Raw genomic sequence first — 21726 nt, forward strand, 5'->3', positions numbered from 1 at the left:
CGTTCGCTCTCCGCTGTCGTCTCGCGCTGCGGATCATCAGTGAATCGTACGGGCGGCAGGCGATGGACAGAGCGCATGCCGCCGGGGCCGAATTCGTGCGACGCGCGTCGGGTGTGGCGCGCGTCGCCGCTCTTCGCACGTCGATCGATCGCTATCAATGCAGGGCGGCGTGCGCGATCGGTCTCGCCGATGCGCGCTTCGATCAGTGATGATGGTACGGCGCGTCCCAGCCACCCGACGTCGGCGAGACGCGCTGACCGGATTGCATCGCGCCGGCAGCGGTGCCGCCGTAGCCGGAGCTCGACGTGTCGGCGCCGCCGTTCGCCGAGGCGATGCGGGCCTCGGTCGCCTGGATGTTCGCCGGGTACTGGTTCTTCGACGGCTGATAGCCGGCTTTTTCGAGCTGGGTCAGTTCGTCGCGCACTTGCGCACGCGTCAGCGGCCCATTGGACGACGGTTGCGCAAACGACAGGGCCGGAACGGCGAGCGCGAGTGCAAGCGCTACCGTTTTCAGAGCGGACTTCATGATGCGTACCTCCATTTGTCCCCGCCGCAGGCGAGTGTGCTCGCGGTCGGCGATTACAGCTTGACGAATCTGTCTTAAGACAGGGTTAACGGCGCTGTAGGGGATGTTGCCGGATGTGTTGCGATACGGGGCGTCATCGAAGGATGAAGAGGGCCGCGACTGGCGGCGGCCGTGAGCACGGACACTCGCATTTTGCGTGCGATTCGGCGATCAGCCCGGTCGTGGCGCTGTCCGACGCGCAATGCCGGCTGCGGCGTTCATCGCGATGTTCATCCGGCTGGGCGCGGGGAGCGCCGGAAATGGGGCGATTTCCCGTTCCCCGGGCCCAATCCGGACGAATCGTCGATACAACTTGTTGCAGCTTTATCGCTGGACGTTCATGCGGCATGGCTTCGCGCCAATCGTGCCGTATCGTCGGAGCCGTTGTCTGCCTGCTCCCCATGACGGAACGATGCGATTGCGCAGAACATAAGACCGTTCTCCGGGTCACGCTTCGCGAGCGGTTCCCAGCAGGGACGAGTCTCGCCCGCTCGTCTGCAATGGGGATCGGAAGTTGGCGAGGAGTGCAGAGCGATCGTGATAGGTCGTCGCCAGCGAGTGGCCGTAGGAAATCACGGCCTCGTTGACGGGGTGCCGCACACGCTCGAACGAGCCCAGCGCTTCGGCGAGCGCGACCTGTCCGCTCAAATGCCGGTCGAGGCAAAGGCCGAGCTCGCCGGCATCCTCGATCGCGAGGTTCATCCCTTGGCCGGTAATCGGGTGGATGCTGTGAGCCGCATCGCCGAGCAGCACGACATTCTGCTTGTGATAGCGGCTCAGATTCATCCGGCCAAGCGGTATCAACGGAAATTCCGTGCCCGCGCCTATCGTCGCCATCGCATCGGCGCTCTCGTGACTGACGAATTCGCTCAGACGCGCCACCAGCTTCGCACGCGTCGCATCGGCAAGATAGCCTTGCATGTCGTCCGCGGGAAAGCTGACGACGAGACGCGTCGCTTCGTTACCGATCGGGTAGAAGTAGGCGAGTCCCTGGTTCGAATCGACGTATAGCCTGTTGCATTCCCGAACGCTGTCGGTCAGCGGAATCGTGCCGAATGCCATCGGCGTCGTATACGGAATGCGCTCGGCGTGCATGCGCAGGATGTCGGTGCGAATCGTCGAGCGCGCTCCGTCAGCGCCGACGAGCACCTTGGGCGAGACGGTCTCGCCGTCGCTCAATACGAGCGACGTCACCGCACCGCCAGCGTCTTGCTCGACCTGCTCGATGGACGTCTCGAAGCGCAAATCCACATTGGGCAGGCCGTCGAGCTTGCCGAGCAGCAAGCGACGCAACTGCTCGCAAGGAATCAGAATGAAAAAGCCGGCCGTGCTGGAAACCCGATAGTCCAGCGACGCGATCGGTTCCTTGTCGTGGAACAGCTTCATCGCATCGCGCTCGAGCCCGCCGGCAGCGAAGACGTCGTCGAGCAGATCCATCCTGCGAATGATGTCGATGCCGGAAGGCTTCAGCAAATCGGCGCCGTTTTGTGCCCGATTCCGCGCCAGTCGCTCGACGACCGTGACGCCGTAACCGCGTCTTCCAAGCAGGTACGCGAGCGCGACACCTGCGATACCGCTGCCATTGATCAGTACATCGACGTGCTTGCTTTTCATGGTGGGTTCGTTTTATTCCAATGATCGCCGTTGACGATTTTCTCGACCCCGGACGGATTCGATCAGGAAAATCGTGGCGCAGGCCTATGAACAAGATTCGTGTGCCGCTTCAGTCTCTTCGATTTCGTATTCGTGGGTGATTGAATAGGAAAATTTCAGCGTGTCGCAATCCTGCCGGTTTTTTGGGGGTGATTCGTCATGGAATTTGCGTGAGCTTGGAAGGGAAGACAGCCTTCCACGGCCGGCCGGCGCGCATATGCAACGACGCGAACCGATCGTGCGGACCGCTCGCTGAGCGCGACCGCAATCGTATTAAAGATGCAAAAAATATGCAAATAATTGTGGCGGAGAGAAATGGGAATCGATGTGCGGGATGGACTGATGAAGGGCGATCGATTTATTTTATTTTTAGAAAAAGTTAAAAGATCTATTTCGTCAATGGCGGGGTAAATGTGTCGATTCGATCGCCAAATAAACTGACGCCGCAAATCGCGATGGACACATCGAATGCGCCGCACGACGACGGCGCGCTCGCCGTCGATCGCAAGCAGATCGCGACGCAATGCCCAGCGACATCGCGTCGCGCACGAGCCGCGGGCGCGAACGTGCGCGCGGGCGCGACGCGATGTCGGGCGCCTTCGCATCGTCCGAGCGAACATCCGACGCAGCGAAAGCCGTGCGGACAAGCCCGCCGGCTTCGCTTCCGCGCAACTCAGCGCGCGGTCTTTTTCGCGCCGCGCCGTGGGGCGCCGCTCGCCGCGATCGCGCGTGCGGCGGGCGCACGCTTCGGCCGTTCCGTCTTCTGCGCCGAAGGCTCTTCCGCGGGCAGCGGCGCGGCCGTCTTGCGCGCCGTGCGCGTGCGTAGCGGCTTCTGCTCGCCCGGCAGCGACGGGAACGCCGGCTGTCCGTCGCCGAAGAGCGGCAGCGTGCCGACCGCGATCAGCTCGACGGGCGCGTTGCCGACGTTCACGACGCGGTGCCGCTCGTGCGCATTGAAGTGCAGCGAATCGCCGGGGCCGAGCGCAAAGTCCTGCTTGCCGACTGTGTAGCGGACGCGCCCCGACAGGACGAACACGAATTCGTCGCCGGCATGCGCGACCCATTCGGAGCAATAGCCTTCCATCATCGACACCTTGACCGCGTTGAGCTGGCTGCCCGTGAAGGTGGTCGACAGGCGCTCGTAGCGCTGCTGCGTCGGGCGGATCGAATACGATTCGCGGCTGCCTTGATGCGAATCCGGCTGATCCTGACGGGGCTGGTCGATGAGCGCGCTGAGCGGCGCGCGCAGCGCTCTCGCGACATTGACGAGCGAAGAAATCGAAATGCCGGTCAGGTTGCGTTCGACTTGCGACAGGAATCCGACCGACAGGTTTGCCTCGGTGGCGACCTCGAGCAGCGTTTTGTTCAGCTCGCGGCGCAGGCGGCGGATGCGTCCGCCGATGTGCATGATGTCCGAATCCATGAATCTCCCACGAGGCTACGGTTGCCGTTCGACGCAAGCGCGCGGCGCGCCGGCGGTTGCGTCGGCCGTGCCCGTTGCGCGGGCGCGGCGCGGCGATGATGCCCGTGCATTGTACAGCGACGCTTTTGGCTTTTTGCGCGTGTGGAGGCGTATGTCTAAGCGCGTCGCCGACGCCGCGCCGGGCGCGTTCACGCCGACGGACGGCGCTTGACTCACGTCAAGGCCGCCGCCGCGCGACGGGCGATCATCCAGGCAGGCTGGACGGGAAGCACGAGCGTCGATCGCGCGTGACGACGCCGGCGCGCGGGCCGCGCAATCGGGCGGCCGCACACACGAAGCCAGGAGACCGTCATGGTGCGCAAATATCGGGTCATTCTCGCGGCCATCGCCGTATTCATATCGCTCGCGGGGATGATGGAAGCCGTTCGCGGCCTGCTGTTCGACAGCAATGCCGAATTTCTGTATGGCGTGGTGGCGCTGTCGCTCGGCATCGCCGCGTTCGTCGTGCTGCTGAATCCGACGCCGAAGGACGAGCGCTGACCGCGTCGCGACGCGAGTCTCCGCATCGGACGATTCATCCGCCTGGAAGCGCACGCAATCATGCCGTCGGCGCGACGCATGCGCGTGGGGCTGGCTGGTCATCGAACGGCTGGCCCGGCGCGGCCCGGCGCGGTCGGGACGGCATCCGGTTGTCCATCGCCGGCCCATTCCGATTCCCGGATTCACCCGCTCATCGATCCGCTCGACGCGACCGCCGAATGCGCGCGCTTGTCCGCGCGCGGCAATTCTCCCCAGCCGAGCGGGATGAACACCGTGCCGCCCGCTTTCTCGAGCGTTTCGACGAACGTGCCGAGCGTCGCGCCCGCGGCGATCGACAGCGGCTCGCCGCCGAAGTAGCTTTCGGTCCGCAGCCACGGCGCGAGCCCTTCGTTGATGTCGACGACGCTGCAGGTGACGGCGCTGCGCCCGGCCTCGGGCGGCAGCAGCGGGCCGTCGAACGCGACGCGCAGGAGCTGGTCCGGACTGTCCCCGTACGGCGGCCCCGCGTACAGCTCGTAAGGCGCCTCGCTCCAGCGGTCGCCGCATTGGCGGTCGAGCGGCAGGCACGTGAAGTAGGCCCACGGACTGCGCACGAAGCACAGGTGATAGGTGTCGCGGACGCCTTCGAGATTCGCTTTCAGTGTCATGGCTCGCCTCTTCGTTCGACGCTCGCGGGGGCGGCGCACCGGTTGTGGCGGGGCGCGCGATGCGACGATCATCGTTCCGCCGCCGCCCGGCGCGTTGACGCAGATCAACCGTGCGCCGAGCGCGGCCGGTTGACGTGGGTCAAGCGCGTGCGGCGGCGCGGTTCTATGCTGAAGCATCGATGGATTCGCTGCCCGTCCCGGCAGCGGCTACAGGAGGCTGTCATGCCCGTCACGAAGATTTCGTTTCCTCAAGATCCGCCGCCCGAATATTGTGCGCGCGATCTCGTCGTCGCGTTCCCCGCGCTCGTCGACGGCGAGTACGTGCAATGCGCGATCACGGCCGAGGCGCTCGAGGATCATTTCGGCGCGGCATCGCTGAAGGAAGACGATCTGCTCACGGCGTTCGACCTGCACCGCGGCAAGATCGAGCATGCCGCGCACCGGATGCTCACCGAGATCGGCGGCAAGCCGGTCTTGCTGCACAGCGGGTTCTTTCGATTCCTTTACGAGTAGCGCCCGTGCGCCGCGCGGCTTCGCGTTGCGCCGTGGCGGCCAATTCGGCAGGAGAGCGACATGACGTTGTCAGGCAACATTCAGGAAGGCGAATGGACGGTCGAAGTGACGACGTCGCCGGTGCAGGGTGGTTACGCGTGCGATATCAAGGTGATGCACGGCGCGCCGGGCGGCGCGTTCAAGCACGCGTTCCGGCACAGCAGGACGTTTCCGACCGAGCGCGACGCGATGCTCGAGGGGCTGCGCGCCGGCATGACCTGGATCGAGCTGAAGATGTCGAAGGCGTTCAACCTGTAAGGGCGCGCGGGGCGCGCGGGGCGCGCGCCGGCGCACCGCGCATCGCCGCCGCGTGCGGGCCCGCACGCGGCCGTCAATCCTCGTCCGGGTCGTCGATCAGCTTGTGCCGCAACGCGTAGCGCACGAGCGCGGCTTCGTGCGGCATCTGCATCTTCTCGAGAATCCGCGTCTTGTACGTGCTGACCGTCTTCGCGCTGACGCACAGTTCGTCGGCGATCTGCGTGAGCGTCTGTCCGGACGCGATCCGGCGGAACACGTCAAACTCGCGGTCGGAGAGCCGATGGTGCGGCAGCGTCTCGGCCGGCTCGTTCAGGCTTTGCGCGAAGCGCTCGGCCATCGCGAGGCTCACGTACACGCCGCCTGACGCGACCTTCGTCACCGCGCCGACGAGCTCCGAGCTCGCACTTTCCTTCGTCAGATAGCCGGACGCCCCCGCCCGGAACGCGCGCACCGCGTACTGCTGCTCCGCGTGCATCGTCAGCACGAGGATCCGCAGCGCGGGCTTCTCGTCCTTGATCTGCTTGATGAGCTCGACACCGTTGCGTCCCGGCATCGACAGATCGAGCACGAGCACCTGCGCGGGCGTCGAGCGGATGAGCGAGATGGTCGTCGCGCTGTCGAACGCTTCGCCCGCGACCTCGAAGCCGGATGCATTCCGCAGGATGTGGCGCAAACCGTCGCGCACGAGCGCGTGGTCGTCGGCAATCAAAACCTTGATCATGGGTGGAAATATTCCTGTCGAATCGATTGCGTCGGGGAGGTCGAACGGTGCGCCGCGCGTTCGCCGGCGGACGGCGTCGGGCGGTCGCACGGCTGCGAACCGCACGGGCGGACGGGTGCCGCGCAGCCGCGTCCGGGTCGGCCGGCCCGGGCGGCCGCGAATGCGCCGGCAGCCACGAACGCTGCGGCGCGGGCCCGCCACGGGGAACCGGCGCAGGGCGCGGCGTGCATGTGTCCGTTTCGTACCGTCGCACGAGCGGTCGTCAAGGTTCTACTCCCAGATCGAGGCCGGCTGCGATGCGGCGTCCCGAACGCACGGACGCCCTCGCAAGTGGGCCGCGGCCTCTTATCATGAATATTGAGATGAATTGTGCTCGATTTGACTGTTTTTGGCTAATGGGACTGCGCAGGCGGCATGGCGAACGAAGCGGCGCCGCATGTTCGACGCGCGTTGTGTAGGCCGTGCGCGCACCCCGAGCGCACACTTGATCCTCGTCAACGGCGGGCCGTGCGCGTCGCGCGAGACTCTCGGCAGGGCGTGCTCGCACGCGATCGAATGGTGTTCTCCCGGAGGTGTCGACCATGTACAAACGAATCTTCGCGGCGCTCGACGGCAGCCGCAGCGCCGGCGTCGCGCTGGACGAAGCGATCAAGATCGCCGAGACGTTCGGCGCAACGGTGACGGCCGTCTGCGTCGTCGAGCACAAGCCGCAACTCGTCGACGTCAATGCCGCGTACATCGAGCCGCAGGAGGAAGACGGCTCGGCGAGCGAGGTCGCGACCCGCGTGCTCGCCGACGCGAAGGCGCGGCTCGCGCAGCATCACGTCGAAGGCACGGTGCGCGCGATCGATTCGTATGGCGAGGACGTCGCGGTGGTGCTGATGCGCACGGCCGCCGAATGCGACGCCGACCTGATCGTGATGGGCACGAGCGGACGCCATGGCATTCGCCGGCTACTGCTCGGCAGCATCGCGGAATCGCTGCTGCGGATCGCGGATCGGCCGGTGCTGCTGCGCCGCTACGACGAGTCCGCGCAGTGACGCGGATCGCCGCGCCCGGTTGTTGCGCCGCAACATCGAGCGCGGGCTTGCCGGCGCGGCGAAACGGCGTCGGTCGTCGGCATCGTCGGCTGAAGGCGCTGCGAAAGCAGCACGAGCCGTACGACTCGAACGAGATGTAAAAAACGAAAGGCGCCCGGAAGCGGGCGCCCTTCGCGCATATTGGCCCGGGCCGTGTCGGCGGACGGTTGCGCCGATCCGGCGCCTCGCTATCCGTTCCGGCACCGGCTCGCGGACGCTGCGCCGCTCAGTGCGATAGCAGCACCGGCACCGTCATCGATTCGAGCATCGTCCGGGTGACGCCGCCGAGCACGCGCTCGTGCGTGCGCGTGTGGCCGTACGCGCCGAGTACGAGCAGGTCCGCGTGCAGGTCGGCTGCGCGGTTCAGCAGCGCCGCGCCCGTTTCGACGCCAGGCACATGCGCCGACGTCGAGAACGACGCCTGGATGCCGTGCCTGCCGAGGTACGCGGCGACGTCGATGCCGGCAGGCGCGAGATCGGCGCCCGTCTTGCGGCGCCGCAGGACGCTTTCCACCGTCACGAAGCGCGCGCGCCTGAGAATCGGCAGCGCGTCCGTGACCGCTCGCGCAGCCTCGCGGCCGCCGTCCCACGCGACCAGCACGTTCTCGCCGAACGTGCGTATCGCGCCCGTGAACGGCAGCACGATCGCCGGAACGCCGCAGCTCATCACGACGTCGTCGACGAAATGCTGTTCGATGTACGCCGTGTCGTCGCCCGGATCGGGCTGGCCGAGCACGACGAGATCCGCGTGGCGCGCATGCAGCGTCGCGACGTCGGTGGGCGGGCCGGCCGGCGCGCGCCATTCGAAGTTGACGCCCGTGCGTTTGCCCGCGGCCGTGAAGCGCGCCTGCGCTTCGTCGCGCCGTGCGGTGTGCTGCGCCTCGTTCGCCGCGAGACGCAGGCTTTCGTCGCTGCGAAAGAGCGGCCGCAGCAGATCCTGGCACACGACGTACAGGCCGATCACATGTGCGTCCCAGCGCCGCGCGAGGTCGAGCGCGAACTCGGTGCGCGCGTCGCTCTGGCGGCTGTCGTCGACATGGACGAGCAGAGTCTTGAATTTCATCACGCAGTCTCCGTCGGATGAGTGGCGTTCGCGTCGTCGGCCGGCACGCTGCCGGCCGGGATCATCATCACTGGGCAGCGGGCACGGCGCAGCAGCCGCTCGGCGACGCTGCCGAGCATCAGCCGGCGCACGCCGCGCCGGCCGTGCGTGCCCATCACGATCAGGCTCGCGCCGATCTCGCGGGCCGCGCGCTCGAGGCGCTCGGCGATGTCCTCGCCCGGCGGCTCGACTTCGATGAGCCGCGGCGCGCCGGCGACGCCGCGCCGCGTCATCCGGCTCTGCGCGTCGTCGAGCACGCGCCGGCCCTCCTCGCGAAACGCATCGATGAGGATCGACGGGTCATAGCCCGGCGTGTCGAATGCGAACACCGGCATGTCGACGACGTAGACGGGCACGAGCCGCGCGCCCGTGTCGACGGCGAGCTGCAGCGCCGCGTCGAGCGCGTGCGACGCGGTCTCGCTGCCGTCGAGCGCGACAAGAATGATCGAATACATGTTTGTCTCCCAACACCCCTTTCGTTCGGTCATCGTCGGCCGCGCATCGCGCCGCCCGCCTGACCCGGATCAGGCGCGCAGGGCCGCGAGCGGCGGCCTGCGCGCCCGCGCGGCTTGCCGTCCGCGCGCCTCTTCGGGCGGCTGCGGAGGCGCGCCGCGTTGCGCGGCTCAGTGCGACATCAGCACCGGCACCGTCATCGATGCGAAGATCGTGCGCGTCACGCCGCCGAGGATCAGCTCCTTCCAGCGCGAGTGTCCGTATGCGCCCATCACGAGCAGGTCGGTGCCGGATTCGTACGCGTGCGACAGCAGCACGTCGCCGATCGACGAGTCGCGCGAGCGCTCCAGGTCGCACACGTCGATGTTCGCGTGATGGCGCGCGAGCGTGAGCGCGATGTCGGCGCCCGGAATCCGCCCGCCGGGCGGCTCCTGCGCGGCGCCGTTTACGGTGACGATCGTCGTTTTCGTCGCGAGTGCGAGGAACGGCGCCGCGTCGTGGACGGCCCGCGTCGCCTCGCGGCTGCCGTCCCACGCGACGAGCACGCGCGTGCCGAGCGCGGACGGCATGCCCGCGTACGGCAGCAGCAGCACCGGGCGGCCCGCCGACAGCACGAGCGTGTCGGGGAAGCTGTCGTCGACGTAGGTTTCGGGGTCGTCCGGATTGGTCTGGCCGGCGATCACGAGGTCCGCGTAGCGCGCGTAGTGCGGCACCGATTCGTTCGCGCGCGCATCGGCGACGATCCACTGGCCCTGCACGTTGGCGCGCGTCAGCTCCGCGTGGAACAGGCGCTCGAGCGCCGCGCGCTTCTCGCCGCGCCGCTTCTCCTGATCGGAGAAGTAGTCGGCGGTGCCCGCCATCACGTAGAACGACGTCGGCTCGGGCGTGTAGATCGCGAAGATCGCCGTCAGGTGGGCGCCGAACTGGCGCGCGAGCGTCAGCGCGGTTTCGAGCCGCGCGCGCGCGCGGTCGCTCGTGTCGAGATGGACCAGGATGCTCTTGTAGCTCATCGCTCGTTCTCCTTGGTTCCGGCGCCCGGTGCGCCGTCTATGCGTATGCCCCCAGTCTATGAAGGGCGCGGGCGGGGCGCTTGACTCAGATCAAAGCCTGTCCGGCCGTCCGTCCGCCCGCGGGCGGACGCTGCGCGCGGGCGCCGCACGCGGATGGGCCGCGGCGCTTGATTCGCGTCAACCGGCGCGCGCGGCAAGCGCCTAGAGTGGGGCGCGAGGGGCATCCCACGCCCCGCGAGCGGAGGGACGACATGAAAGCGCTGGTGTATCACGGGCCCGGCAGCAAATCGCTGGACGAGCGCCCGATGCCGGAATTGGCGGCGCCGACGGACGTCATCGTGCGCGTCACGCGCACGACGATCTGCGGCACCGACCTGCACATCCTGAAAGGCGACGTGCCGAGCTGCGAGCCGGGGCGCATTCTCGGCCACGAGGGCGTCGGCGTCGTGCATCGCGTGGGCGCCGCGGTGAGCACGCTGAAGGAGGGCGATCGCGTGCTGATCTCGTGCATCTCGTCGTGCGGCCAGTGCGAATATTGCCGGCGCGGGATGTATTCGCACTGCGCGACGGGCGGCTGGATCCTCGGCAACCGGATCGACGGCACGCAGGCCGAATACGTGCGGATTCCGCACGCGCAGACGAGCCTGCACCGGATTCCGCCGGGCGCGGACGAGGAGGCGCTCGTGATGCTGTCCGACATCCTGCCGACGGGCTTCGAGTGCGGCGTGCTGAACGGCAAGGTGCAGCCGGGCTGCACGGTCGCGATCGTCGGCGCGGGGCCGATCGGGCTCGCCGCGCTGTTGACCGCGCAGTTCTATTCGCCCGCGCAGATCGTGATGATCGATCCGGACTCGAACCGGCTCGCGGTCGCGAAGCGCTTCGGCGCGACCGCGTGCGTCGACAACGGCCAGCTCGACGCGGTCGCCGAGGTGAAGGCGCTGACGGGCGCCGGCGTCGATTGCGCGATCGAGGCGGTCGGCATTCCCGCGTCGTTCGAGCTGTGCCAGCAGATCATCGCGCCGGGCGGCGTGATCGCGAACGTCGGCGTGCACGGCGTGAAGGCGGATCTGCATCTCGAGACACTGTGGGACCGCAACATCACGATCACGACGCGGCTCGTCGACACGTCGAGCACGCCGATGCTGCTGAAGACCGTCGGCGCGGGAAGGCTCGATCCGACGCAACTGATCACGCACCGTTTTCGGCTCGCCGACATCGGACAGGCGTACGAAACCTTCGGCCACGCGGCGAACACGCGCGCGCTGAAGGTCATCATCGAAGTGTCCGAGTAGGCGCGCGAACGGCGCGGGCCGCGTGAGCCGCACGCACCTGCCGCCGTTCGTCGTCGTTCGCTGTCGTGCGCGATTCCGCCCGGTTTCTCGAAGCCGGGCGGACGCGCTCGCTCGCTTGCACGAACGGGTCACGAAACGCGTTTAGAATGCGGGTTGCCGATCTACGCCGCGCACGCGCCGCGGCCGGCGCCGCGGCGGTCCGCGGGCGCCGACGCCACCCGGCTCGGCAATCGTCGCGTTCGAGGTGCGTCCGTGTGGCATTTTCCCCAGGCTATTCCCGCGTCGCTCGCTCCGTGGGCCGTGTTCGCCAGCGTGCTCGTCACGCAGCTCGGCATGCCCATTCCGGCCGTGCCGATGCTGATCGTCGGCGGCACGATGGCGGCGATGGGCCAGGCGTCCTATGCGGGCATGCTCGGTGCGGCGGTCGCCGCGACTGTGCTCGCCGATTCGATGTGGTTCTTCGCCGGCCGCGCGCGCGGCCGGCGGCTCCTCAATGCGCTCGTGCGCTTCTCGCTGTCGCTCGACACGACGCTGCGCGTCGCGCACAAGGTGTTCGAGAAGCACGGCGCGCCGCTCCTCGTGCTCGCGAAATTCCTGCCGGGCCTCGGGCTCGTCTCCGCGCCGCTGCTCGGCACGACGGCTGTCGCCGTCTGGGTGTTCCTGCTGTGGGACGTCGCCGGCGCGTCGCTGTGGGCGAGCGTGTGGCTCTTCGGCGGCGCGGCGCTGCACGACGAGATCGTGCGGCTGATGCAGTGGGTGAGCGCGAGCGGCGGCACGCTGTTCGACGCGTTCGCGGCGATCTTCGTCACGTTCGTGCTGTACCGCTGGGTGATGCGCGTCCGCTTTCGCCGCTGGCTCGCGAAAATCCGCATCAGCCCGCAGCAGCTCGATGTAATGCTGAAATCGGCTGCGCCGCCCGTCGTTTTCGACGCGCGGCCGCGCGCGGTGCGCGACAACGAGGCGTACCGGATCGCGGGCGCCTATCCGCTCGATCTCGATTCGCCCGATCCGCTGCATCCCGACCTGATGACGCGGCCGATCGTCGTCTACTGCGTATGCCCGAACGAGGCGACCGCGAAGCGCATCGTCAGCCAGTTGCAGCGCAAGCGCATCCGCCACGCGCTCGCGCTGAAGGGCGGCCTCGATGCGTGGGAAAAGCTCGGCTATCCGGTCGAGCCGCTGCCCGCCGACTTCGACGCCGCACGCTACGTCGCGCCGCCCGTCGAGCCGGATGACGGCGGCGGCTATCCGGTGCGCGCCGGTTTGACGGACTAGCCGCGCGCCGATCGCGGCGGCGGCTCGCCGAGCCGAAGCCGCCGCGCTGCCGTGCCGCGCTGTTGCTTCGACGTTTCGCACGAAACCCATCCCGACCGGTCACGAACCCGCCCATGCCCGCGCGTCCCGTCTCTTCCGTCCGTCCGCCGATTCCGCGCACCGTCTGGGCGCTCGGCTTCGTCAGCCTGTGCATGGACTTGTCGTCCGAGCTGATCCATGCGCTGCTGCCGATCTATCTCGTCACGACGATGGGGATGAGCGTCGCGGCGCTCGGCGTGCTCGAAGGCGCGGCCGAGGCGACTGCGATGATCGTCAAGATATTCTCCGGCGCGCTGAGCGACTGGCTCGGCCGGCGCAAGGCGCTGCTCCTGCTCGGCTACGGGCTCGCCGCGCTGACGAAGCCGCTGTTTCCGCTCGCGGGCGGGCCGTCGACAGTCGCCGCCGCACGGCTGCTCGACCGCGTCGGCAAGGGCATCCGCGGCGCGCCGCGCGATGCGCTCGTCGCCGACATCGCGCCGCCCGAGATTCGCGGCGCGTGCTTCGGGCTGCGCCAGTCGATGGATACGGTCGGCGCGTTCGCGGGCCCGCTGCTCGCGATCGCGCTGATGCTCGCGTTCGCCGATCACATCCGAATCGTGCTGTGGTTCGCGGTGGTGCCGGCCTTCCTGGCGGTCGCGCTGATCCTGATCGGCGTCGACGAGCCGGCGCACGCGCCCGCCGCCGCGCGCACGTTTCGCTCGCCGCTGCGCTGGCGCGCGCTGCGCGGGTTTTCGGGGCGCTATTGGTTCGTCGTGCTGATCGGCACCGCGTTCACGCTCGCGCGCTTCAGCGAGGCGTTCCTCGTGCTGCGCGCGCAGCAGGCGGGTCTCGACCTTGCGTGGATTCCGGCCGTCATGGTCGTGATGAGCGTCGCGTACGCGGCGTCCGCGTATCCGGTCGGCATCGTGTCCGACCGGTTCGGCGCGCGCGCGCCGCTCGCGGCCGGCATGCTGCTCCTGATCGCGGCCGATCTGTTGCTCGGCGCGCGCGCGTCGGTGACGACGCTCTTCGCGGGCGTTGCCGTGTGGGGGCTGCACATGGGCTTCACGCAGGGGATGCTGGCGGCGCTCGTCGCGCAAACCGCGCCGCCGGACCTGCGCGGCACCGCGTTCGGCGTGTTCAATCTCGCGGGCGGGATCGCGATGCTGGCGGCGAGCGCGCTTGCCGGCTGGCTATGGGAGCGCCACGGCGCGCCGACGACGTTCTTCACCGGTGCCGCGCTCGCCGCCGCGGCGCTCGCGATGTGCGGCTTCGTTCGGCGAGGGGCGGGGCAGGCGGCGTGATGGCGGGCGGCTGACGGGCGGCGGCATGTGCTCGCGCCGGTCCTCGGGCGAGCGCGAAGCGTGAGCGTTCGTGCGGTGTTCGACCGACTTGACTGTCCTCCGCTGTTTTTCGAGGCCGTCGTCGCGACTGGCCGCGCAGGGCGCTCGAAAAGCGCCGATGCATCGTGGCGCGTCCGTGGGGGCAGCGTCGCTCGGATTGTGTTCGGTGTTTCGACGACCATCGTGACGATGCCGCGAGCGACGATTGACGGTCGGCGGTCGGCGGTCGGCGGTCGGCGGTCGCGACGGGCGTCTCAACGCCGGCTCGTTCGGATGCGCATGTTCGCGCCATTTGCCTTCCGCGATTCATGCGATGACGGCTGTCTCGGCACCGATCTCGATCTCGAATTCCCGCTGGAAACGACCGCGTGATCGCGCCTGTCTCAACGCATCGCTTCGTGCATCGCCATCGAAATATCATCGATTCGTTCAACGGCGATGCGATCGTCCGCGCACGACGATCGCCTGCGACGCTGCTCCGCCGCACATCGTTCGACACACGCCGCGAACGCTCGCTCGAACGTCTCGCGGACCGCTCGCCGCCACTCGCTCGCCCCGTTTCCCGCATGCAAGACTGCGCGGCCTACAGGGTTTTGAAAACGCTCTATGCTCAACGCTCCTTCAACGAGCGCGTTCGCATCCTTCCGGATAAACAAATCTCGTTTTCTTTGTTTTCCGCGCGCGACAGACGATATAGGGTTCGCCGATATGACGATCGATACAGAGTCATCTTCTTCCACTCCGCTCGCATGGATCGCGGGCGTCGGCGCGAGCGCCGGGCTCGGCGCGGCCGTTGGCCGGCGCTTCGCGCGCAGCGGCTTCGCGGTCGTGTTGACGGGGCGCACGCACGAGCGCGTCGCAGCGGTCGCCGACGAGATTCGCGCGCAAGGCGGCATCGCGCACGTCGCGAGCGGCGACATCGCGAGCGAAGCCGATGTCGAGCGCCTCGCCGTCGAAGTACGCACGCTCGGCACGCTGCGCACCGCGGTGTTCAACGCAGGCAACGCGGTGCGCGCGCCGACGCTCGAGCTGAGCGCCGCGCAATTCGAGCACGCGTGGCGCACGAACGTGATCGGCGGCTTCCTGTTCGCAAAGGCGGCGCTCGCGCAACTGCTCGACGCAGGCGACGACGCGCCCCGCAGCCTGCTCTTCACGGGCGCGACGGCGTCGCTGCGCGGCCGCCCGCCGTTTGCCGCGTTCGCATCGGCGAAGGCCGGCCTGCGTTCGCTCGCGCAGACGCTCGCGCGCGAGTTCGGGCCGCGCGGCATTCACGTCGCGCACGCGGTGATCGACGGCGGCATCGACGGCGAGCGCCTGCGCAGCGCGGCGCCCGAGCGGGCCGCGCAAGCGGGCGCGGACGGGCTGCTGTCGCCCGACGCGATCGCCGAGAGTTACTGGCAACTGCACGTGCAGCACCGCAGCGCGTGGACGCAGGAACTCGATCTGCGTCCGTACAAGGAAGCGTTCTGACGAGGAGTAGTCGCGATGAGCACGGTCATCGAAGCGCGGCCGCCTGTGCAGGAAGGCGGCGAGATCGAGGCAGCAGTCAACTACCTGGCGAAGGGCGTCGCGCGCCCGGTGTCGTACATGTTCGAGCCGCCGCCCGGCACGCCGTGGGCGACGGGCGAACTGGAGTCGCGTCGCGTGAAGATTCGCGACGCGCGGCCGCTGGCGGCGGCGGGCGCGCTCGGGCTCGATGTGAGCGGCTTCGAGCTCGTCGCGCATCGCACCGCGCTCGCGGATTTTGCTGACGACGCGGTGATCCGCGCGATCTACTACGCGGAAGTCGACGCGCTGCTGCGCGCGGCGACGGGCGCCGAGAAGGTCGTCATCTTCGATCACACGCTGCGCGACAGCGAGCACGGCTCGCGCGCGATGTCGGCGTTGCGCGAGCCGGTGCGGCGCGTGCACAACGACCAGACGTTCGTGTCGGCGCCGCGCCGCGTGCGCGACCATCTGCCCGCCGACGAGGCCGAAGCGCGCCTGCGGCAGCGCTTCGCGATCGTCAATCTCTGGCGTCCGCTCGACGTCGTCGAACGGCTGCCGCTCGCGTTGTGCGATGCGCGCCCGATCGCGCCCGACGATCTGGTGCCGAGCGACCTCGTTTATCGCGACAAGGTCGGCGAGACCTATTCGGTCGTCGCGAATCCCGCGCACCGCTGGTTTTACTTCCCGCGCCTGCGCACCGACGAGACGCTGCTGCTGAAGATCTACGATTCGCTCGACGACGGCCGCGCTCGCCTCACCGCGCACACCGCGTTCGACGATCCGACGATGCGCGCGACTGCCGCGCCGCGCCGGAGCATCGAGGTGCGTGCGCTCGTGTTCTGGCCGGCGGCTGGGTGAGCGGCGAAGGTAGGCGATGACGGCAAGCGGTGACCACAAGCGGCGACGACAAGCAGCAACGACAAGCAGCAACGACAAGCAGCGACGACAAGCAGCGACGACAAGCAGCGACGACAAGCAGCGACGACAAGCAGCGACGACAAGCAGCGACGACAAGCAGCGACGACAAGCAGCGAATAGAGTAGAGCCTCGGTAGATCGACCGGGACGGGTTTGGTTCGCATCGGGCGCCGACGATGCGCGCGGCGCGATGCGGCAACGCGTGTTGCGGCGGACCCAGGCAGGGCTCGCCGCGCCTCGGCCCGTCGCATGCGTTCGCCGCTTGCGGCGGCACCGGTTTCACCCGCGGCGGCATGGGCGGCCCAGCGTTCGCGCCGCCACATTGCCGCTCGCACGCGACAGAAACGGCTGGCGACGAGCGCCGTATTCTTCATATAATTGCCGCTGCATTTCGACCGAGCGTGCAATGCCGATCCGAGCGCCGATGCATGTTGCGAGGCTCGCTCGATCGTCGTCGACTTCCCAAGCAACGCGAAACGGATGCGCGCCCGCGGCACACGCGCTTGTTCATGCCTGTCGGGCGGCGACGATGCGCGCGCGTCGGCACGATCGGACGCGCGTTGCGCGATGCGTCGCGACACCCGGACGAATCCGGCCGCTGCGCCGCGGCGTTGCGATTGGCGGAACGAAGCGGTTCGATCGCGATTCGCTTTCGATCGGGCGCGGTGATCCGATTCGCCGCCGGGCGTCGCGCCGTCTTCGCGAAGCGGTCGGCAGCGGCGGAGCACGTGGCCGAGGCCGCACGCTTTAGGCCGTGACGTCGCACGCCGCGCGCAACACGCTACGGTCTTCCCTCGACACGACATCACAGCGGCGCACACCCGCGCGCCGACAGGAGACATGGGTGACTTCACAAGACGAACGGCTGCACCGCGGCCTGGAGGAGCGGCACATCAACCTGATGGCGCTCGGCGCGACGATCGGCGTCGGCCTCTTTCTCGGCTCCGCCACCGCGATTCGCTCCGCGGGCCCGGCGATCCTGCTGACCTACATCCTCGGCGGCATCGCGATCTTCCTCATCATGCGCGCGCTCGGCGAAATGGCGATCGACAATCCGGTCGCGGGCGCGTTCAGCCGCTACGCGCAAGACTACATCGGGCCGCTCGCCGGGTATCTGACGGGCTGGACCTACTGGTTCATGTGGATCGTCACGTGCATGGCGGAAATCACCGCGGTCGGCGTCTACATGCACATGTGGTTTCCCGACGTGCCGAACTGGATCTGGACGTTCGCCGCGCTGATCGTGATGGGCGCCGTGAACTTCATCGCGGTCAAGCTGTACGGCGAGTTCGAATTCTGGTTTGCGCTGATCAAGATCGTGACGATCGTGCTGATGATCGCGCTCGGCGGACTGATGATCGTCGCGGGCGTCGGCAACGGCGGCGTGGCGACCGGCATCTCGAATCTGTGGGCGCACGGCGGCTTCATGCCGAACGGCTTCTCGGGCGTCGTCGACGCGCTGCCGATCGTGATGTTCGCGTATCTCGGCGTCGAGATGCTCGGGCTCACGGCGGGCGAAGCGCGCAATCCCGAGAAGTCGCTTGCGAAGGCCGTGAACTCGGTGTTCTGGCGCGTCATGATCTTTTATGTCGGCGCGCTGTTCGTGATCATGTCGATCTACCCATGGAACCAGATCGGCACGCAAGGCAGCCCGTTCGTGATGACGTTCTCGCGGCTCGGCATTCCGGCCGCCGCCGGCATCATCAACTTCGTCGTGCTGACGGCGGCGCTGTCGTCGTGCAACAGCGGGATCTTCAGCACCGCGCGGATGCTGTTCAATCTCGCCGAGCAGGGGCAGGCGCCCGAGCGGCTCGCGTCGGTGAACCGGCGCGGCGTGCCGGTGTACGGCGTGCTGATCTCGGCGGCGCTGCTGTTCGTTGGCGTCGTGCTCAACTACTTCGCGCCTCAGAAGGTGTTCGTGTGGCTCACATCGGTATCGACGTTCGGCGCGATCTGGACCTGGTGCGTGATCCTGATCGCGCAATTGCGTTTTCGCCGCCGCGTGTCGGCCGAGCGTCTTGCGCGGCTGCCGCTGCGCGTGCCGTTCCATCCGGTGTCGTCGTTCGTCGCGCTCGCGTTTCTCGCCTTCGTCGTCGTGCTGATGGCGTTTTCGCCCGACACGCGCGTCGCGCTCGTCATCGGGCCGATGTGGATCGCCGCGCTGACCGTGTACTACTACGTGTATCAGGCGGGGCGGCGCGCGCAGCTGACGTCGCCGACAGACAGGTGAGCGTAGCGTACCGGCGGACGAGGGCGATCGCGCGACAACGGGCACGCGTCCGCGCGCCCGTTGTCGATTGCGTTGGCGGGCGTGCTATCGCGTCGCTGCGCGACGGATGCATTCGTGCGCTCGACGGCTGTTTCATCGTTCGATTTGCAACGGAAAAGCGCGCTGCGGCGCTGCGGGCGTGCTCGATGTCGGCGCGCGATGCGGCTTTCGATTGCGTGCGGGAGTTGCAGGCGTGATCGCGGCGCGACGTGTCGCGTTGGCCCATGCGATCGATTCGAGCGCGCTGCGGAAAACGTCCGTAAAGCGATTCGCACTGCACGTGCCATACGCCACGCATGCGGCGAAATGCGGCGAACCCGCGCATCGCATATCGCACGAAATCCGTACGCGCGATGCGCGACATGAAAGAAGGCATGCGAACGAACGCACCGACAAGCGAGGCGACAGGCGCTACTCGCGATTCAAATCGTTTCAAATGACGGGATGAAGCAGCACTCGTCTTTCAGACGCCCGCATCGATTAATTCCGATACGGCCTGGTTGGGCTCGACGCCGCAATGACGACACCAGTCGAGATAAAAGAGAATATCGACATAGCGTTCTCCTCGTTCGATCTTGGAGAGATAGGACTGGTCGATGCTCAGACGCTCAGCCAATTGAGTCTGGGTGAGGCCTGCCGCTCTTCTCAGCGCCCGCAAATGCGTGCGCAGAATGACATAACGAGGGTGATGAATGGAAGGGAGCATGGGCGAATGCTCCCTGCTGAATCGAAATAGTCCACCTTGGCCTAATTGGGCTATGATAGCCGAAAACCGACTTCGACACTATTCAACACAACAACGCGGTTTTCGATTGTCGGTCGAAAAGAGGCAGTGGAATCTACGGGGAAATGGTAATGGCAACATACAAGGAATTGCTTGCCCAATTGGATGTTTTGAAGCAGCAGGCAAAGACCGCGCGCGCGGTCGAACTGCCCGACGTGCTCGTCGAGCTTCGCAGAAAGATCGTCAAGTACGGTCTCACGCAGAAAGACCTGTTCCCGCCGCGTCTCGGACGTCCGAAGAAAGCCGACGCGCTGCCGAAGCCGCGCTATCGCGATCCGGAAACGGGCGCGACCTGGACGGGGCGCGGCCGCGCACCTGCATGGATCGCGGGGCAAGATCGCGAGCGATTCCTGATCGAATAGCGCACTGACTGCGATCGCACGTGATGCGCTTCATGTGCGTCTGGTCGCGGCGCGCCATCGGGTGGAGCGCCGTGTGCGTTTGTGCGTTCGCGCGTTTGCGAATGAGGTATTCGCGAATGACGTTAGCGCGTTCGCGCATGCAGCCCGTGCGCGCTTGTGCTTGTGTATCCCGTTCGGTTTCGATCGACACGATGGGATGCGTGGCGGTTGCCGTCGGCATCGGCGACATTCAATGTTCATGCAATTCGAGGCATCCGAAGCATCGATCCGATGCCGATGCCGATGCCGATGCCACGCCACGTCGCACCACACCGCGCCACGCCACACCGCGCCACACCGCGCCACCGCGCTCGCGCGACGACGCGATGGTCAACGCGCGGCGTCCGCCCGCGCGGTCCCGGCGCGCTCGCCGAAGCGCTCGTTGTGCCCGACGCCGTTCAGATAGTAGTTGCCGATCACCGCTTCGCGGACGATCGCCGGATTATGTGACGCGAGCACGCGCGCGTTGCGCCAGTGGCGGTCGAAGCGGCGCGTCTCGCTCGTCGCCGATGCGCCGCCCACTTCGAACAGCAGCGTCGCGGCCTCGAGCGTCTGCGCAAGGACGATCTGCTGCGCCTGGAACGCCTGGATGTCGACGCGCACGTAAGCATCGTCGGTCGCGTCGCCGGCCGCGCGCGCGGCGGATATCGCGTCGAGCGTCCGCGCGATCGCCGCGACGATGCTCTGCGTCGAGTAGGCGAGGCTCGCGAGCCGCCCGATCACGCGCTGTACGAGCGGATCGTGACGCGGGCTCGATGCGCCCGGCACGCCGAACGTGCGCGTGCGGTCGCGCGTGAACTCGACCGCGTCGCGCAGCACCGCGCGCGAGATGCCCGCGAGGTTCGCGAGATGCAGCGTCTGGAAGTACGCGGTCAGCAGGCTGTTGCTGCGCGGCTGCGATGCGTCGAAGCGGCGATAGATGTTCTCAGGCTCCACCTCGACGCGCGTGAAGCGCGTCGTTCCGCTGCCCGTCAAGCGCTGGCCGAAGCCGTCCCAATCGTCGATCCGCTCGACGCCGTGCGTATCGGCCGGCACGAGCACGCGCAGATCGGCGTCGCCGTCGTTCGCGGTCACGTCGACCCAGTCCGCATACAGCGTGCCCGTCGTGTAGTACTTCTCGCCGTCGAGATACAGCTTGCCGTTCTCGCGCGACAGCCGCACGGTATTGCTCGTGACGGCGGTTCGCTCGGCCGTCGCACCACCGACGATCGTCCCTTGAGCGATGCGCGCGAACCAGCGATCGCGCAGCGCGTCGTCGGCGCTCTCGTGCAGCATCTCGACGAAGCCGCCGTGCACGCGCAGGATCTGCGGCAGGTTCGAATCGGCTTCGCCGAGCCGCGCGATCAGCGCGAAGAACTGCGCGAGATCGATGCCGTCGCCGCCCGCGAGCCGCGGCACGCGCAGCTTCGTGAAGCCGGCGTCGCGCAGCCACGCGACGGGCTCGTACGGCAGGTCGCGATGCTGGTCGCGCGCGGCCGCGCCTTGCGCGATGCGATCGAATACCGGCGCGAGGCGGCGGATCAGCGGATCGTCGTCGAACAGGAGCGCGGCATCGGCGATGGCGCGTTCGTGTGCATCGGCGCGCGGCGGGGCGGCGGGCGTCGCGGCTCGCCGCAGCGTGAAATCGGGCGTGGAGAAGGCCATTGGAGATCCTGGCGGGGCATGGGCGCGAAAAGAGACAACGTTAAACGGCGCGGGCCCGCCCGGACAACGAACGATTCGTGCGATTCTTATGCGGCTGCGTGGGTTCGCGCGACGGCGAAGTTTGCTTGCCGTCGGCGGTCGATGCGCGGCGAACGTGTTCGACGATCGTCTTGTCTCATCTCGTCTCGTTGCGACGCGCATCACGCAACGCAGCATCGCGCAACGTCGGGCCCGCCGCCGTCATGCGCGATCGGAAATCGCGCGCGGCGGCGGGCCCGGCACCCGTTCGTGC

Annotated in this window: 22 protein-coding genes; 12 read left to right on the plus strand and 10 right to left on the minus strand. The window is 67.7% G+C overall.

Features of this window, described 5'->3' with window-relative positions; all coding sequences use genetic code 11:
* Positions 1-202: 202 nt before the first annotated feature.
* The 3 genes from WS62_RS18640 to WS62_RS18650 all read right to left on the minus strand — a co-directional run bounded on the left by WS62_RS18640 (position 203) and on the right by WS62_RS18650 (position 3641).
* Entirely contained in the window at positions 203-526 is a 324-nt protein-coding gene (locus WS62_RS18640) for a DUF4148 domain-containing protein (RefSeq protein ID WP_066573837.1), read from the minus strand.
* Between the two features lie 486 nt (positions 527-1012).
* Complete coding sequence (locus tag WS62_RS18645; protein WP_066573690.1) at positions 1013-2179, minus strand: FAD-dependent monooxygenase; 1167 nt, start codon at positions 2177-2179, stop codon at positions 1013-1015.
* Positions 2180-2891: 712 nt separating this feature from the next.
* The gene (locus WS62_RS18650) at positions 2892-3641 is read right to left on the minus strand and encodes a helix-turn-helix domain-containing protein (protein WP_066573697.1); all 750 of its coding nucleotides are present in this window, start codon (positions 3639-3641) and stop codon (positions 2892-2894) included.
* A 351-nt stretch (positions 3642-3992) separates the two neighbouring features.
* On the opposite strand from WS62_RS18650, the gene WS62_RS18660 reads away from it, so the two are divergent.
* Positions 3993-4181 (plus strand): DUF2964 family protein, encoded by a 189-nt coding sequence (locus tag WS62_RS18660; RefSeq protein WP_066573700.1) that lies wholly within the window; start codon positions 3993-3995, stop codon positions 4179-4181.
* A gap of 182 nt (positions 4182-4363) precedes the next feature.
* Here WS62_RS18660 and WS62_RS18665 read toward each other — a convergent pair whose 3' ends face one another.
* Positions 4364-4828 (minus strand): hypothetical protein, encoded by a 465-nt coding sequence (locus WS62_RS18665; protein WP_066573703.1) that lies wholly within the window; start codon positions 4826-4828, stop codon positions 4364-4366.
* A gap of 222 nt (positions 4829-5050) precedes the next feature.
* On the opposite strand from WS62_RS18665, the gene WS62_RS18670 reads away from it, so the two are divergent.
* On the plus strand, positions 5051-5341 hold the full coding sequence (locus WS62_RS18670; RefSeq protein WP_066483943.1) for a DUF1488 domain-containing protein: 291 nt from the start codon (positions 5051-5053) through the stop codon (positions 5339-5341).
* A 60-nt stretch (positions 5342-5401) separates the two neighbouring features.
* Entirely contained in the window at positions 5402-5638 is a 237-nt protein-coding gene (locus tag WS62_RS18675; protein WP_066573706.1) for a UDP-glucose 4-epimerase, read from the plus strand.
* A 73-nt stretch (positions 5639-5711) separates the two neighbouring features.
* Here WS62_RS18675 and WS62_RS18680 read toward each other — a convergent pair whose 3' ends face one another.
* Entirely contained in the window at positions 5712-6359 is a 648-nt protein-coding gene (locus WS62_RS18680) for a response regulator (protein WP_066483942.1), read from the minus strand.
* Between the two features lie 581 nt (positions 6360-6940).
* On the opposite strand from WS62_RS18680, the gene WS62_RS18685 reads away from it, so the two are divergent.
* Positions 6941-7399, plus strand: coding sequence for a universal stress protein (locus WS62_RS18685; RefSeq protein WP_066573709.1), 459 nt, complete (start codon positions 6941-6943; stop codon positions 7397-7399).
* 265 nt (positions 7400-7664) lie between these two features.
* Here the strand turns inward: WS62_RS18685 and WS62_RS18690 are convergent, their stop codons facing one another.
* The 3 genes from WS62_RS18690 to WS62_RS18700 form a co-directional block, all read right to left on the minus strand.
* A complete protein-coding gene (locus WS62_RS18690) occupies positions 7665-8501 on the minus strand; it encodes a universal stress protein (protein WP_066573712.1) in 837 nt (278 codons plus the stop codon).
* On the minus strand, positions 8501-8995 hold the full coding sequence (locus tag WS62_RS18695) for a universal stress protein (protein ID WP_066573715.1): 495 nt from the start codon (positions 8993-8995) through the stop codon (positions 8501-8503). The genes WS62_RS18690 and WS62_RS18695 overlap by 1 nt, the downstream gene beginning before the upstream one ends.
* A gap of 168 nt (positions 8996-9163) precedes the next feature.
* Positions 9164-10003: a universal stress protein gene (locus WS62_RS18700; RefSeq protein WP_066573717.1), complete on the minus strand. Its 840-nt coding sequence runs from the start codon at positions 10001-10003 to the stop codon at positions 9164-9166.
* Positions 10004-10254: 251 nt separating this feature from the next.
* Between WS62_RS18700 and WS62_RS18705 the strand changes: the two genes are divergently transcribed.
* The 7 genes from WS62_RS18705 to WS62_RS18740 all read left to right on the plus strand — a co-directional run bounded on the left by WS62_RS18705 (position 10255) and on the right by WS62_RS18740 (position 18566).
* Positions 10255-11295, plus strand: coding sequence for a zinc-dependent alcohol dehydrogenase family protein (locus WS62_RS18705; RefSeq protein ID WP_066573719.1), 1041 nt, complete (start codon positions 10255-10257; stop codon positions 11293-11295).
* A 252-nt stretch (positions 11296-11547) separates the two neighbouring features.
* The gene (locus WS62_RS18710; protein WP_066573839.1) at positions 11548-12570 is read left to right on the plus strand and encodes a VTT domain-containing protein; all 1023 of its coding nucleotides are present in this window, start codon (positions 11548-11550) and stop codon (positions 12568-12570) included.
* A 113-nt stretch (positions 12571-12683) separates the two neighbouring features.
* The gene (locus tag WS62_RS18715; protein WP_066573720.1) at positions 12684-13892 is read left to right on the plus strand and encodes an MFS transporter; all 1209 of its coding nucleotides are present in this window, start codon (positions 12684-12686) and stop codon (positions 13890-13892) included.
* 60 nt (positions 13893-13952) lie between these two features.
* The gene (locus WS62_RS36620; protein ID WP_156441042.1) at positions 13953-14303 is read left to right on the plus strand and encodes a hypothetical protein; all 351 of its coding nucleotides are present in this window, start codon (positions 13953-13955) and stop codon (positions 14301-14303) included.
* Positions 14304-14639: 336 nt separating this feature from the next.
* On the plus strand, positions 14640-15401 hold the full coding sequence (locus WS62_RS18725; RefSeq protein ID WP_066573727.1) for an SDR family NAD(P)-dependent oxidoreductase: 762 nt from the start codon (positions 14640-14642) through the stop codon (positions 15399-15401).
* Positions 15402-15416: 15 nt separating this feature from the next.
* Entirely contained in the window at positions 15417-16277 is an 861-nt protein-coding gene (locus WS62_RS18730; RefSeq protein ID WP_066573735.1) for a CmcJ/NvfI family oxidoreductase, read from the plus strand.
* A gap of 903 nt (positions 16278-17180) precedes the next feature.
* Entirely contained in the window at positions 17181-18566 is a 1386-nt protein-coding gene (locus WS62_RS18740; RefSeq protein ID WP_066573739.1) for an amino acid permease, read from the plus strand.
* Positions 18567-19068: 502 nt separating this feature from the next.
* On the opposite strand, the gene WS62_RS18750 is transcribed toward WS62_RS18740, so the two are convergent.
* Positions 19069-19311: a helix-turn-helix domain-containing protein gene (locus tag WS62_RS18750; RefSeq protein ID WP_066483931.1), complete on the minus strand. Its 243-nt coding sequence runs from the start codon at positions 19309-19311 to the stop codon at positions 19069-19071.
* A gap of 149 nt (positions 19312-19460) precedes the next feature.
* Here WS62_RS18750 and WS62_RS18755 point away from each other — a divergent pair, with 149 nt between their 5' ends.
* Positions 19461-19751: an H-NS histone family protein gene (locus WS62_RS18755; protein ID WP_197422865.1), complete on the plus strand. Its 291-nt coding sequence runs from the start codon at positions 19461-19463 to the stop codon at positions 19749-19751.
* A 369-nt stretch (positions 19752-20120) separates the two neighbouring features.
* Here the strand turns inward: WS62_RS18755 and WS62_RS18760 are convergent, their stop codons facing one another.
* Entirely contained in the window at positions 20121-21434 is a 1314-nt protein-coding gene (locus WS62_RS18760) for an acyl-CoA dehydrogenase family protein (protein WP_066573753.1), read from the minus strand.
* Positions 21435-21726: the final 292 nt, after the last annotated feature.

It is taken from the genome of Burkholderia sp. ABCPW 14, from assembly GCF_001523835.1.
Lineage (GTDB): Bacteria > Pseudomonadota > Gammaproteobacteria > Burkholderiales > Burkholderiaceae > Burkholderia > Burkholderia mayonis.

Bases quoted from the DNA above. Each gene is read 5' to 3' on its own strand.
- WS62_RS18670 (WP_066483943.1), top strand. From the start codon at position 5,051: ATGCCCGTCACGAAGATTTCGTTTCCTCAAGATCCGCCGCCCGAATAT.
- WS62_RS18730 (WP_066573735.1), top strand. From the start codon at position 15,417: ATGAGCACGGTCATCGAAGCGCGGCCGCCTGTGCAGGAAGGCGGCGAG.
- WS62_RS18725 (WP_066573727.1), top strand. From the start codon at position 14,640: ATGACGATCGATACAGAGTCATCTTCTTCCACTCCGCTCGCATGGATC.
- WS62_RS18695 (WP_066573715.1), bottom strand. From the start codon at position 8,995: ATGTATTCGATCATTCTTGTCGCGCTCGACGGCAGCGAGACCGCGTCG.
- WS62_RS18680 (WP_066483942.1), bottom strand. From the start codon at position 6,359: ATGATCAAGGTTTTGATTGCCGACGACCACGCGCTCGTGCGCGACGGT.
- WS62_RS18640 (WP_066573837.1), bottom strand. From the start codon at position 526: ATGAAGTCCGCTCTGAAAACGGTAGCGCTTGCACTCGCGCTCGCCGTT.
- WS62_RS18645 (WP_066573690.1), bottom strand. From the start codon at position 2,179: ATGAAAAGCAAGCACGTCGATGTACTGATCAATGGCAGCGGTATCGCA.
- WS62_RS18755 (WP_197422865.1), top strand. From the start codon at position 19,461: ATGGCAACATACAAGGAATTGCTTGCCCAATTGGATGTTTTGAAGCAG.
- WS62_RS18660 (WP_066573700.1), top strand. From the start codon at position 3,993: ATGGTGCGCAAATATCGGGTCATTCTCGCGGCCATCGCCGTATTCATA.
- WS62_RS18705 (WP_066573719.1), top strand. From the start codon at position 10,255: ATGAAAGCGCTGGTGTATCACGGGCCCGGCAGCAAATCGCTGGACGAG.
- WS62_RS18750 (WP_066483931.1), bottom strand. From the start codon at position 19,311: ATGCTCCCTTCCATTCATCACCCTCGTTATGTCATTCTGCGCACGCAT.
- WS62_RS18760 (WP_066573753.1), bottom strand. From the start codon at position 21,434: ATGGCCTTCTCCACGCCCGATTTCACGCTGCGGCGAGCCGCGACGCCC.
- WS62_RS18675 (WP_066573706.1), top strand. From the start codon at position 5,402: ATGACGTTGTCAGGCAACATTCAGGAAGGCGAATGGACGGTCGAAGTG.
- WS62_RS18715 (WP_066573720.1), top strand. From the start codon at position 12,684: ATGCCCGCGCGTCCCGTCTCTTCCGTCCGTCCGCCGATTCCGCGCACC.
- WS62_RS18665 (WP_066573703.1), bottom strand. From the start codon at position 4,828: ATGACACTGAAAGCGAATCTCGAAGGCGTCCGCGACACCTATCACCTG.
- WS62_RS18700 (WP_066573717.1), bottom strand. From the start codon at position 10,003: ATGAGCTACAAGAGCATCCTGGTCCATCTCGACACGAGCGACCGCGCG.
- WS62_RS18690 (WP_066573712.1), bottom strand. From the start codon at position 8,501: ATGAAATTCAAGACTCTGCTCGTCCATGTCGACGACAGCCGCCAGAGC.
- WS62_RS18650 (WP_066573697.1), bottom strand. From the start codon at position 3,641: ATGGATTCGGACATCATGCACATCGGCGGACGCATCCGCCGCCTGCGC.
- WS62_RS18685 (WP_066573709.1), top strand. From the start codon at position 6,941: ATGTACAAACGAATCTTCGCGGCGCTCGACGGCAGCCGCAGCGCCGGC.